We start from the raw sequence: 13139 nt of genomic DNA on the forward strand, positions 1-13139 counted from the left end.
CCTTCGTCATCCATGAGGTAGCTGAACATGGCAACGTGCGGTCCAGATAAAACTCACTTCATGTCCAATCCGGGCGTACGAGCAAGCCGCCATGCGTCGCGCTCGCCTGTGCTCGACTTCGTCGCCATAGGCCTCGGGCCGTTCAATCTAAGTCTCGCCTGTCTCGCCGATCCGATACGCGATCTGCGCGGCGTATTCCTAGAACGCAACGAGGATTTCGACTGGCATCCCGGCATGCTGATCGACGACACCACGTTGCAGAACCCGTTCCTGGCGGATCTCGTGAGCCTTGCCGATCCCAAGAGCAAGTTCAGCTTTCTCAATTACTGCAAGCAAGAAGGCAAGCTGTATGCGTATTACATTCGCGAGCGGTTCTACCTGAGCCGCGCTGAATACAACCGCTACTGCAAATGGGCGATACGCCAGCTAACGAGCATTGCGTTCGGCTCGGACGTGCAGCGGATCGATTACGACGAGAACGACGGACACTATGTCATCACCGGCAAACATGTACGCAGCGGGGAACCCTTCGTTTATCGCGCGCAGCGCATCATCATCGGCGTGGGGTCGGTTCCGCAGTTGCCGGCCTGTTGCGATCCCGTTCGCGATCGTTGTGTCCACAGCGCTCAGTACACCTCACAGAAAGCACAAGTTCAGAAGAAGCGTTCCATCGCCGTGATTGGAAGTGGACAAAGCGCCGCCGAAATATTTTATGACCTGCTGAAAGAGAGCGACGAGCACGACTATTCCCTAACGTGGATCACCCGCTCACCCCGTTTCTTCCAGATGGAAAACACCAAGCTCACGCTTGAAATGATCTCGCCGGACTACATCGACTACTTCTTCAACCTGCCGGACAGCGTGCGCGAAAGCATCATCGCGAAGCAGGACAGTCTGTACAAGGGCGTCAACGCATCACTCATCAACCAGATCTACGACCTTCTCGACGACCGTCGAAGCCGCGGTCGCATGAACGCCCGGCTCATCACCAATTCAGAGCTGACAGGTTGTCTCTACGACGAAAACGATTGCTATCACTTGCGCTTCGTTCAGCGCGATGAAGGTGTCCAGTACACGCACGTCACCGATGGCGCGGTGTTCGCCACCGGCTACGCGCAGAACGTGCCGTGCTTCATCGACGGCATTCACAGCCGCATCCGCTGGGATGAAAAAGGACGCTATCGGCTCTCGCGCAACTATGCGATCGACCTGAACCAGCACGAAATCTTCGTGCAAAACGCAGGCCTCTACAGCCACGGCCTGACGAATCCGGACCTCGGCATGAGCTGCTATCGCAACTCGTGCATCTTGCGCGAGCTTACCGGCGTCGAGCATTACAAGATCGAGCGACGCATCGCATTGCAGGACTTCTCCGTGCCGGATACCGATGCGTTCGTGAAGTCGCCGCTGGAGGCGCAATGAATCTGCGCAATACCATCATCGCAATGACGACGTTCGCCGTCGTAAGCGATGCGATCCTCATTCCGTTCTATCCGCAGTTCTTTGCCGCGCGATATGGCGTGACGAGTCCCTTGCACGCGGGCGCTTACGTGGCGTTCATCTCCATCGTCGTCATGTTGACGCTGCCGCTATGGGCACGCATCGCGAAGCGGCTAGACGCCATGCATCTGCTGGTCTACACGCAATGCGCGGCGGGCGTGCTGTCGCTGGCAAGCTATCTCGCTCCGACGGTCGCCCAGTTTTGGGTTCTCTCGCTCGCCATGTTCATGTGCAAGAGCAGCTACCTGCTGATGTATCCGTACATGATGCGACTGGAGCCGAAGGAATCGCATGCGCATACCATCGGCGTGCTGTCAGTCGTCGTGCATTTCGGCGCGATTGCAGGCGCCGCGGCTGGCGGCTTCGTCATGCAGGTGTGGAGCGCGCATGCGTGCATCTTCGCGATGGCCGCTGGCGATTTCGTTCAGATGGCCATCTGCATGGGCCTCATCCGCTCGCATCGCATCGCGCGACGCTGCCGCTTCGCCGACGAAGCGCAGGACGCATCGGTGCGCCCGAGTCTGCGCAAGCGCCTGCCGATCCTGCGCCTTGCGTTGCTCATGCTCGTATTCGACTTCTGCGTGTATCTGGTCCGTCCGTTCATGTCCTCGTACTGGCAGTCGGTCACCGGCGGACAGGGCGAGCTCGTTCCCGGTCTCGTGTTCGCAATTCCAGGCATGGTCGCGCTGGCAGCCCTGCGCCTCAACAAGCGCATCGCGCAACGCGGCAAGCGGCTGCCGGATCACCTGATCGCGAATCTGCTGATCTGCGGGACGGGCATGCTGTTGCAAGGCATCGAGGCGCCGCTATGGATCATCGCGGGCCGCGTGATGCTCGGCTGGGCGCTGTTCCAGATCGTCGTCAAGCTGGACGTCACCATGTTCTCGTTGAGCACGCCCGCGTCCTATGCGTCGGACTATAGCGTCGTCAACTTCTTCCAGAACGTCGGCGTGTTGCTCGCGTCCTTCGCAGCGGGCGCGATCGTCGACGAGACAGGTCTGCGCGCGCCGTTCTTCGTAGCAGCAGCGGGCCTTGCGGCGATCACGCTCATCAGCGTGTATCTCCTCGGCCGCCCGCGTACGGATGCGCCCGCATCCGTTCATGCCGACAAGCTTTCCGACACAGGAGTCAGCGCCCGTGCGAACTGATATTGCCGCTCACGAAATCGCCCTGCTCGACGCAACGTGCGAGATGCCCGAAGCTCATATCGATGGCTTCGACATCCGCCCGCTCGACGCGCAACGCGACGCCCCGACGCTGCATCGGTGGTTCATTGAGGAACGTGCTGCGTTCTGGAACATGCGCGACTGGAGCGTCGCGCAAGTGGCAGCGTTCTATCAGGACATCGCCGATTCGAATCATGCCGATGCATGGCTCGCGCATCGTCATGGCAAGCCCGCGTTCCTCATCGAAACGTATGACCCGGCGCACGAAGAGGTCGGCGAGCATTACATCCCCCAGCGGGGCGACCTCGGCATGCATCTGTTCGTCGGCCCGGCGACGACACCGATTCCGGGCTATACGCGTCGTGTATTCCGCGCCGTGATGAGGTTCGTGTTCAGCCACCTTCACGCGCAGCGCATCGTCGTCGAACCGGATGCCGGCAACGCTCGCATCCATGCGCTAAATCGTTCCGCTGGCTTTGTCTACTGGAAAAACGTGGCGTTCCGCGACAAGACCGCATCGCTCGCATTCTGCACCCGCGACGATTTCTACCGCTCACTCCATACGGATCACTAATCAACAAGGACAGATATTCTTATGACCATCGACACTCGCGCCACGATGCAACACACGCTTCTTCAGCCCGCCGATGCCGCGCATCATCTTACGCCCGCGGTTTGGGAGCGAGCGAACCGCATGCTGATTCGCAAGGCCATCGCCGAATACGCTCACGAATTGATCGTCGAACCGCGCCGTCTCGCCGAAGAAACCGGCGACGGTTATGCGCAGTATGAACTCGAATCGGACGACGGCACGCGGGTCTATCGGTTCGAAGCGCGTCTGCTTGCGCTGCGTCACTGGAGCATTCGCGCAGAAAGCATCGTCTGCACGCAGGAGGGCGCGCCGCAATCCCTCGACGCACTCGCGTTCATTCTCGATGTGAAGGCGCGTCTAGGTATCAGGGAAGACAACCTTCCCATCTATCTCGATGAAATCAGCAGCACGCTCTACGGTGCGGCCTATAAGCAGGTGAAGGACGGACCCGATACGCTTGCGCTTCTTAACGCCGATTTTCAGGCAATCGAAACCGCGATGAGCGAAGGCCATCCCGGCTTCGTCGCGAACAACGGACGGCTCGGCTTCGACGCGGGCGACTATCGCGCCTTCGCGCCAGAGGCGGCATCGCCGATCCAGCTCGTATGGCTCGCGGTGCACAAGGACAACGCCGCATTTCACAGCGCACAAGATACCGACTATGACCGGCTGATGAATGAAGAGCTCGGCGGCGCTGCCATCTCGCGCTTTCACGGCATCATCGAAGCCCACGGTGGAAATCCCGACGACTATCATCTGATGCCCGCGCATCCGTGGCAGTGGTTCAACAAGCTCTCCATCGCTTTCGCGTCGTATGTGGCGACGAATCGCATTATCTGTCTCGGTTATGGCGACGACCGCTATCTCGCGCAACAGTCCATCCGCACGTTCTTCAACGTATCGGACAGGTCGAAGCGTTATGTGAAGACCTCGCTCTCCATTCTCAACATGGGCTTCATGCGCGGCCTTTCGCCTTACTACATGTCGGGCACACCGGCTATCAATGACTTCATCAAAGGCATGGTCGAATCCGATCCTTACTTGCGCGGCAAGGGCTTCACGATACTGCGCGAGGTGGCGTCGCTCGGCTTCAGGAATCGCTACTACGAGGCCGCCGTTCAGACGGATAGCCCCTACAAGAAGATGTTCTCCGCGCTGTGGCGCGAGAATCCGCTCTCGCTCGTCTCCGATGGACAGCGCCTGATGACGATGGCCGCGCTCCTTCACACCGACCGCAATGGCCGCGCGCTGCTGCCTGCGCTGATCGAGGCATCCGGACTCGGCGCGCAAGCGTGGATCGAGCGTTATCTGGATGCCTATCTCGCGCCGCTCGTGCATTGCTTCTATGCTCACGATCTGGTTTTCATGCCTCACGGCGAGAACCTGATTCTGGTGCTCGAGAACAACGTGCCGGTGCGCGCGATCATGAAGGACATCGCCGAGGAATCCGCGATTCTCAATAAGGACGCGAAGCTGCCGGCCAATGTGCAGCGCCTTGCCGTGGATGTGCCCGAAAACGTCAAGCTGCTCGCGATTTTTATCGACGTCTTCGACGGCTTTTTCCGCTACGTGAACCAGATTCTCGTCGAGCATGGGATGTGCAGCGAAGACGACTTCTGGAACGCAGTGGCGCGTTGCGTCGCGCGCTATCAGGACGAACATCCGCAACTTGCCGCGAAGTTCGCCAAGTACGACCTCTTCGCGCCCGAGTTTCTGCATTCGTGTCTGAATCGCCTTCAGCTCGGCAAAAACCTGCAGATGGTGAATCTCGCCGATCCCGCCGCTAATCTGAAGATGGCGGCCAACCTGCGCAATCCGCTTGCCGGACGCCGCGCCGCGCTGAGTGCAAGGCCGGCGGCGGCTCATGCGAACGCGGAGTCCGTCGACGCATGAGCAAGCGCACGAACTGCACGTTGAAGAATCTGCTCGATGTCGCGGCGCAACTCGTGCCGGGGCTGAACGGTATCGTCGACGACTGCGCATCGAGCGAAGGCGTCGGCGATGACGTGCATGTTCGTGGAGGACCATATGCGCTGAACCGCGCCGCGCTCGACGCGCTGCTTGCCTACTGGGCGAACGCATATCCCGAAGCGGGACGTGCGTACTGGGCGTCGCGCTGCTGGGGCATTCTGATCTGGCAGCCGGTCTATCTGAGCGTGATCGGCGTGCATGCGGCGGGCGCGTCGTTATCGCTCGCGCGCATCGCGCAGCCAATCAATCGAGGATGGACCCGCGAAGTCCGCTTGCCCGATCACGCACTCGAGCACTGCGCAGGCGCGGCACTCATCACGCATGCGGCCAGCGAGATTGCCGCATGCTCGCGGCAGATGCGCGATGACCTCATGCCGGTCATCCGCCTCAATCCCGCGATGGTGAACGGCACGCTGGCCGATGTCGTGCTTGCCGCGTTGCTGGCCGCTCGCAAGGCGCGGCCCGACTGGAACGACGCACACGTGCAGGCACTCGGCGAACGATGGCTCGCCGCGCTTGCCCTCGACGGTCACGGCGGCTATTTCGCGTTCGAGCGCCCCGACGGTTCATGCGCGCTCGCACTCGACCGGAAGATCTGCTGCTATCACTATCGACGCGGCGACGGCGAGCTGTGCAGCACCTGTCCACGCCTCGCGAAGCAGGAGCGCATCGTGCGCCTGAACATGGAACGGGACGCAGCACTCGACGCCTGATCGCAGGTGCGCAGTGTCCACGCACAAGGATTGATCGATGAACGACATCAGCAACCTCACGCATCTCGCGCTGCCCGACGATGCGCAGGACACCCGCTTGCAATTGCCTGCGAGCGCCTATTTCGACGAGGCGCTTTTCGAACGGGAGATGACGCGCATCTTTGCGCAATCGGCTCGCTATGTCGCGCATGAGCAGACGGTGCCGAAAGCAGGCGACTGGCGACGTCTGCCTCAGGACGATGGCGCGCGCGTGCTCGTGCGCGGCCAAGACGGCGTGCAGTTGCTGTCCAACGTGTGCCGTCACCGGCAGGCGTTGATGCTTGGCGGCGAGGCGGGCAACGTCGGCGTCGTGGCAGGCGGCGATGCAAAGTCGATCTCGCTCACGCGCGGCAATCTGACAGCGACGGGCGGCAACATCGTGTGCCCGCTGCATCGCTGGACCTACGATGGCCACGGCGAATTGATCGGTGCTCCTGAATTTGATCGAAAGCCATGCCGCAATCTGGAGCGGTTCCCACTGCACGACTTCCACGGTCTGCTATACGAAGGCCCGCGCGATCCGGCGCGTGACCTGGCCGACGTTTTCGCGCGCCCTGAATTCGATCTATCCGGCTATATCGTCGATCACGTGGAAACCCATACATGCCGCTATAACTGGAAGACCTTCATCGAAGTCTATCTGGAGGACTACCACGTCGCGCCCTTTCATCCGGGGCTCGGCCGCTTCGTGACTTGCGACGATCTCGAATGGGATTTCGGAGAGACCTACAGCATGCAAAGGGTCGGCGTGAACAACGCGCTCGCTCAAGCCGGCTCCGACGTTTATGGAACATGGCACGACCGGCTGCTGGCGTTCGACGGCGGGGAGCCGCCCGCTTTCGGCGCGATATGGCTCGCGTATTTTCCGACTCACATGATCGAGTTGTATCCGCACGTGCTCGTCGTTTCGACGCTGTATCCCAAGGGGCCGCAGGAGACGCTCAACGTCATCGAGTTTCATTATCCCGAGGAAATCGCGGCGTTCGAGCGCGAGTTCGTCGATGCGCAACGCGCCGCGTATCTGGAAACGATGATCGAGGACGACGAGATCGCGGAACGCATGGATGCGGGCCGCCTGCGGCTGCATCGTCGCGGCGTGAGCGATGCCGGTCCGTATCAGTCGCCGCTAGAAGATGGCATGCGGCACTTTCATGCGTGGTATCGCCGGGCGCTTGGTGAGGGGAGGGAGTGACAGCGTATGCGCAACGAAGTCGTGCTGGCAGCGTGTCTCAGCAGGAGATACGCGAACCGTGGCCGAGCGCCAGGCGCACGCTCTGAACCCGCCAGCCAGGCAGGACCGGCGACGGCCCTGCCTCCTGCTGGTGAACGACGCGCTTACCCCTGATCTTCCGGAAAGTCCGCGCTTAGAGTTGTCTTCTCCCACGCGTCGAAGTCGCGTTTGAGTGTATCGAGCTTCTTGCGCGCCAGTTCGAGCGCGGTCTTGCCCAGCAGCAGACGCAGCGGCGGCGCGTCGGCGGTTGCCGCCTCGATGATCGCATGCGCGGCGCGCACCGTATCGCCAACCTGATTGCCACTGCGCGCCGAGGTCTGCTTGCGGCGCTCGCCGGCTGTCGCGGCATAGTCGGCAATCTCGATCGCCGACGCCTTGATCGACGGTCCCGCCCAGTTCGTGCGGAACGGGCCGGGCTCGACGATCAGCACGTCGATGCCGAGCGGCTTCACCTCCACCGCGAGCGATTCCGATATGCCTTCGACTGCGTACTTCGTGCCGTGGTAATACCCCGTCGCGGCAAAGCTGGCGAGCCCGCCGATCGACGAAACATTGATGACGATGCCGCTCTTCTGCGCCCGCATGACCGGAAGCACTGCCTTGGTCATGTCGACGAGACCGAACACGTTCGTCTCGAACATGTCGCGCACGGCATCGTCCTCGCCTTCCTCGATCGCCGCGAGATAGCCGTAACCCGCGTTATTGACGAGCGCGTCGATGCGGCCAAAGCGTTGCTTCGTCTGCTCGACGACGCTCGCGATCTGATCGGCCTTCTGTACGTCGAGCGGCAACGCGATCGCGCGATCCTCTACCCCTCGACGATATCCTGCACTTTCGACGCATCGCGGGCCGTCACGACCGCGCGCCAGCCGCGTTTGAGCACAGCCTTCGCCAGTTCACGGCCAAAGCCGGTCGAACAGCCAGTGATCAGCCAGACGGGGTTGTCGCGATTCATCATGTTCGAGCTCCATTGAGTGTGGACAGCGTCCGGTCGTCGACCGTGGGGCTTCATGCTATCCGTTTCGCGGCGGTTTCGCCGGACTCGGCAACCCTCTCACCTCTTCGTCTCATCCGACGAAAGGCAGCTTCTTCGCGCGTGCCTCGCTCAGCATCGACACGCGATATGCGCGCGCAACAGCATGCCCGCTTCGCCGTACCTGCCGCGATTGATGAGCGAGGCATCTTCGCAAGCTCGTCGTGATTCGCGCTGTCGCGATGCGGCTTCAATGAGTCAGGCGGCGCACGATGCCGATGCGCTCCGTTACCTCGTTGTAAGCGCGCACCATCTCGCCTTGCCGCTCGCGCGCACGAGTCCACGATGTAAATGCCGCACTTCGCAGCAATGTTCTAACACTTGACGCAGCGCGGCCTGTCCGTGCTGAATCGAGCCTGATCCATTCGAGGTCGTGAATCACCAAGGATGGTGCTTTCAATCCCGCTGACGGTGCCTGACAACGAGCTTGCTTGTGGGGCGCGCGGCCTGCCGACAGGACACATTTGTCAACCACCGCTTTCCTTCGCGATGCCGACTATAATCGCTCGGCGCGCCGCAACGGTCGCTTGCCGTGCGGCTTTCCTTCGAAGTTCGAACCTTCAAGAGGATGAACCCAGCCATGAGAATAGTTGCCGCGTTTCGACCGAACGTCTATGCAAGGCACGTCCGCAAAGCTCTCACTCCAAGGATCGCCGCCGTCGCCCTGACGAGTCTTTCGGTCATCACCGGCTGCGCGTTCGCACAGGACGACTCCGACCGCGGCTACGACCGGCATGGCGGCGGCGGCGGGCACGTCAAGGTCATGATCATCTCCATGTTCGGCCCCGAAGGTCAGGTCTGGCTCGACAACCTCGGTCCATGGCAGCCCGTCAAGGTGCCGGGGTTATCGCCGGATTATCCGAACGTGAACTGCAATCGGGACGATGTCTGCGTGATGACGACGGGCATGGGCCACACCAATGCGGCGGCGTCCATCATGGCGCTGGGCTTCTCCGACCAGTTCGATTTGCGGCACACGTACTTTCTGGTCGCGGGAATCGCGGGCATCGATCCGGCTCGCGGCACGGTCGGCTCGGCGGCATGGGCGAAGTATCTGGTGGATTTCGGCATTCAGTGGGAACTGGACGCACGCGAGAAACCCGCCGACTGGGAAACCGGCTTCACGGGCATCAACACCAAAGGCCCGAAGGAGAAGCCACCGCTCGATTACCGCACTGAAGTGTTCGCGCTCAACGCATCGCTCGCGGACGCGGCCTACGCGATATCGCGCAACGTCAAGCTGTCCGACAGCGATGAAGCCAAAGTGGCTCGCGCGAAGTTCAGCTACGCGCCCGCGAACCAGCCGCCCGCCGTGATCCAGTGCGATACGCTCGCCGGCGATACGTGGTGGTCCGGCAAATACATCGGCGAGCGAGCGCGTGACTGGACACGTCTTTTGACCGACGGTAAAGGCGTCTATTGCACGACGCAGCAGGAAGACAACGCGACGTTCGAAGCGCTCAAGCGCGCGGCCAGCGTGAACCGGGTGGACCTGTCGCGCGTGGCGGTGCTGCGTACCGGATCGGACTTCGACCGGCCGTATCAAGGACAGACGGCTGCTGACAATCTGCTCAACTACGCTTCGCAGGGCGGCTTCGCGCCGGCGATACAGAATCTGTATCTGACGGGCGGCCCGGTCGTCAAGGAGATCGTCACGCACTGGGGCGCATGGCGAAAAGGCGTGCCGTCGCACTGAAGAACGCATCCGTTCAGGACAGGCGGCGAACGGTTGGCGAGACCGTTCGCTGCTCGGCCCACATCGGCAGCCGGCTGATGCGCTGGAAGCGATACAGCCGGTTCACCGAGGCCTTGAATTGCGGGCACCGCTGCCGTACTGCCCGGGAACGACAAGGCGAACCTGAGGCTCTTCGTCAGCCCATTTCGAAAGCGATCGCTGTATCACCGCAGCGCAGCGCGCCGGCCAGCGCAGGATCTCGACGCGCTCCTGGGGCACCACGCGATCGTACGACAGCGACGAAGCGTCCCACGCTGACACGCCGTTCTGCAACAGGCGAATGCTTCCGCCATCCATGTCAAGGATGATGGAACGGCCAACCATCGGTCCATACGTCTTCTAAACCCGTACCTTCGCGGCCGTCGACCTTTCCCGGCGCGACTTCGATACATTAGACGAATCATCGCGATAAGTGGAACAGCGCACAATCGCTTCGCGTCGCATTCGATAACCTCGTGTCTCATCGCCTCGGAGCAGGCGAGCTTCTACGAAAAGACCACGGGGAAAATCATGAAATCACGCATGGCGGTTGGACTGAGCGTTTTGCTTGTGGCATGTGGCGGCGGCGGTGGCGGTGAAACCAGCGCGACGTCCGCAGCGTCAGCGGCGCCTGCATCCAGCTCGACTGCCGCCGCATGTTCGGGCGGCCCCTTCACGACGGACCCGGCCAAGGTCTGTTCCGATGCGTCCGGCAAGCTCGTCACCGCCTACGTCTACGCACAGCCACAAACGGTCATCGCTGACGGCACCGTCATCTCGGCCGACACGACGTGGCCGGCGAGCGGTTCGCCCTATTACATCGCCGGCACGGTGCAGGTTGCCAAGGGCGCTACGCTCACGATCCCGGATGGCGTCATCGTCGAGAGCATGAAGCCCGTGCCATGCACGGCCGACTGCATCGGGAAGATTCCGACGAACGGCATCATCAACGTCGCCGGGAAGCTCAACGTGGGTGGCAGCGATCAGTCGCAACTGCTGGGGGTGACTGTCAGCAACGTCGACGCCAATGTGGGCGGCGGCACGGTGAGCATCCAGCATGCGCGTCTCGAAGACGCGTTCGTGCAGATCAGCCCCGCTGCGCCGTTCGCGATGACTTACACGCAGGCTTACCGCCTGAACGTGACGCCTATCGTTCGCGCCGGTGTGACCACCTACGAGGCGGGAACGAACGGCTATCCGAGTTTCAAAAACTCGACGATCAAGTACAACACGTTCGTCGATTCGGCCGCCTTCGCCTTCGATCCTTCGGTGATCGTGCAGAACAACCTGTTCGTGAACATGGTCGATCCGCTCGTGCTCATCGACAATTTCCCGGCGAGCGGCGCGCCTGCCGGCATCGCGAAGAACAATTCGTTCCTGTTCAAGAAGACTTCGCCGAATACGAACCGCATGGTGATTGCGGCTCACGGCACGTACGCTGCATCGGCGACTCACACGCTCGACTTCTCGAACAACTTCTGGGGCGTGACCGATACCACGACGATTCAGTCCCGCATCCTCGACAGTACGAACTCGAGCAGTCCGCGGCTGCCGAACGTCGTCAACTATGCGCCGGTTGCCGTGAGTCCCGATCCGGCGACGCCCGCCGATCCGCAAATCGGCGTGCCGAACGAGTAACGCACGCTGCGGTCTGCGACGGACGCCGTTCATGCATCGGCGATGCTGAACAGCGTCCGCGACGCGCGCCGCCCTCGTGCCGCAGTCAGTGCGCGGCGCTCACGAGCGACGCGTCCGCTTCGCGGGCGTTCGTGCGGATCGCGATGACGGCGAGCAGCGCCGCCGCGAGCGGCACGGCGAGCGTCAGATAGAAGCCGCTCGGCCCGCCCATGTTGAGGAACGTGCCGCCGACGGCCGATCCGGCGATCGCGCCGACGCGTCCCATGCCGATGGCCCAGCCGGTGGCGGTCGCGCGCAGCGTCGTCGGATACGCGCTCACGACCAGATAGTTGAGCGCGATCTGCTGCCCGCCGATGCCGAGCCCCGCCGCGCCCGCGAGCGTGAACACGAGTCCCCACGACGTATCGGCGTAAGCGAGCCCGATCGCGATTGCGATGCCGAGCAAAAGCAGCGCGATCAGCAGCCGCCGCGTGCTCACTTTCGGCAACACGAAGGAAAGCGGAATCGCGCAGACGATGAACACAGCATTCACGACGACCGTGCCGAGCGGCGCTTGCGCGGCGGGCAGGCCTGCGGCTTTCAGTACCGTCGGCAGCCACGACAGGAACATGAACCACGCGATCCAGTTGGAGAAATAGACGGCCCAGATCGCCACGGTGTTGCGGGCGTTGCCCTCGCGAAACAGCGCGGCGACGCTCGCGCGCCCGGCGGCTTCCTTCACGGCGAAGCGCGCGTCGTGCGCGAGCGGTTGCGACACGATGCGCGCCAGCACCGCAGTCACCGCGCGATGATCGCCGCGCGAGCGCGTCACGAGGTAATGCAGCGATTCGGGCAGCACGAACCAGAGCACCACGAGTAACGCGAGCGGCGCCGCGCCGCCGACCACGAACACGCCTTGCCAGCCGATTACCGGCAGCATCCGCGCCGCGAGCAGGCCGCCGAGCATCGCGCCGGCGGGCAGGCCGAGAAGCACGCCGGTCATGATCGCGCCGCGATGCCGCGCCGGACCATACTCCGCCGCGAGCGCGAGCAGCACCGGGGTGCAGCCGCCCATGCCGAGGCCCGCGATGAAGCGCAGCGCGAGGATTTGCGTCGTGCCGCTCGCAAATGCTGTCGCCAGCGATGCGATGCTGAACAGCGCAACGCCGCCGAGCAACGCGGGACGCCGCCCCACGCGATCGCCGACGAGCCCGAGTGTCATTGCGCCGATGGTCATGCCAAGCGTGCCCGCGATGAGGATCGGCGCGAGATCGCCAGGGGCGAGATGGAATGCCGCGACGATCGCAGGACCGGTGTATGCGATGGCCTGCGTGTCGAAGCCATCGAACAGCGTGGTCGCGAAGCACAGTAGGAAGATCGTCCATTGAAACGGACGAACGCGTTCGCGATCGATCAACGACGCGATATCGAGAGGCGTGCTCATGGTGTCTCCGTTGTGAGTTATGCGTCGGAGCGTAAGCGAGCGGCGCGGGGCGCGTCCAATACCGATGCGGACTGAGGCTATACCGTGCGGGTATGGCGATCGTTGATTGCTTGTCGTGC

At 62.3% G+C, this 13139-nt stretch carries 9 protein-coding genes and 1 pseudogene; 8 read left to right on the forward strand and 2 right to left on the reverse strand.

The annotated features are described in order from the left end of the window. Positions 1-60 precede the first annotated feature (60 nt). The 6 genes from LDZ21_RS22970 to LDZ21_RS22995 are packed head-to-tail and all read left to right on the forward strand — an operon-like array spanning position 61 to position 7173. Positions 61-1422 (forward strand): lysine N(6)-hydroxylase/L-ornithine N(5)-oxygenase family protein, encoded by a 1362-nt coding sequence (locus tag LDZ21_RS22970; RefSeq protein ID WP_244796265.1) that lies wholly within the window; start codon positions 61-63, stop codon positions 1420-1422. Then, positions 1419-2648 (forward strand): MFS transporter, encoded by a 1230-nt coding sequence (locus LDZ21_RS22975; protein ID WP_244796266.1) that lies wholly within the window; start codon positions 1419-1421, stop codon positions 2646-2648. The genes LDZ21_RS22970 and LDZ21_RS22975 overlap by 4 nt, the downstream gene beginning before the upstream one ends. Continuing rightward, positions 2638-3240, forward strand: coding sequence for a GNAT family N-acetyltransferase (locus LDZ21_RS22980; RefSeq protein ID WP_244796267.1), 603 nt, complete (start codon positions 2638-2640; stop codon positions 3238-3240). Before LDZ21_RS22975 ends, LDZ21_RS22980 begins: the two co-directional genes overlap by 11 nt. A gap of 21 nt (positions 3241-3261) precedes the next feature. Continuing rightward, on the forward strand, positions 3262-5151 hold the full coding sequence (locus LDZ21_RS22985) for an IucA/IucC family protein (RefSeq protein WP_404980707.1): 1890 nt from the start codon (positions 3262-3264) through the stop codon (positions 5149-5151). Further along, entirely contained in the window at positions 5148-5942 is a 795-nt protein-coding gene (locus LDZ21_RS22990; protein WP_244796268.1) for a siderophore ferric iron reductase, read from the forward strand. The genes LDZ21_RS22985 and LDZ21_RS22990 overlap by 4 nt, the downstream gene beginning before the upstream one ends. A 37-nt stretch (positions 5943-5979) precedes the next feature. After that, positions 5980-7173, forward strand: coding sequence for a putrescine 2-hydroxylase Put2H (locus tag LDZ21_RS22995; RefSeq protein ID WP_244796269.1), 1194 nt, complete (start codon positions 5980-5982; stop codon positions 7171-7173). A 143-nt stretch (positions 7174-7316) separates the two neighbouring features. Here the strand turns inward: LDZ21_RS22995 and LDZ21_RS23000 are convergent. Further along, positions 7317-8170, reverse strand: a pseudogene (locus LDZ21_RS23000) (oxidoreductase). Between the two features lie 655 nt (positions 8171-8825). Here LDZ21_RS23000 and LDZ21_RS23005 point away from each other — a divergent pair. Both LDZ21_RS23005 and LDZ21_RS23010 read left to right on the forward strand, forming a co-directional pair. After that, on the forward strand, positions 8826-9941 hold the full coding sequence (locus LDZ21_RS23005) for a purine-nucleoside phosphorylase (protein WP_244796270.1): 1116 nt from the start codon (positions 8826-8828) through the stop codon (positions 9939-9941). 549 nt (positions 9942-10490) lie between these two features. Further along, positions 10491-11597 carry a hypothetical protein gene (locus tag LDZ21_RS23010; RefSeq protein WP_244796271.1) on the forward strand — a complete coding sequence of 369 codons (1107 nt, stop codon included), beginning with the start codon at positions 10491-10493 and terminating at the stop codon, positions 11595-11597. 85 nt (positions 11598-11682) lie between these two features. Here the strand turns inward: LDZ21_RS23010 and LDZ21_RS23015 are convergent, their stop codons facing one another. Next, positions 11683-13020, reverse strand: coding sequence for an MFS transporter (locus LDZ21_RS23015; protein WP_244796272.1), 1338 nt, complete (start codon positions 13018-13020; stop codon positions 11683-11685). Positions 13021-13139 lie beyond the last annotated feature (119 nt).

Source organism: Caballeronia grimmiae (assembly GCF_022879615.1).
Lineage (GTDB): Bacteria > Pseudomonadota > Gammaproteobacteria > Burkholderiales > Burkholderiaceae > Caballeronia > Caballeronia grimmiae.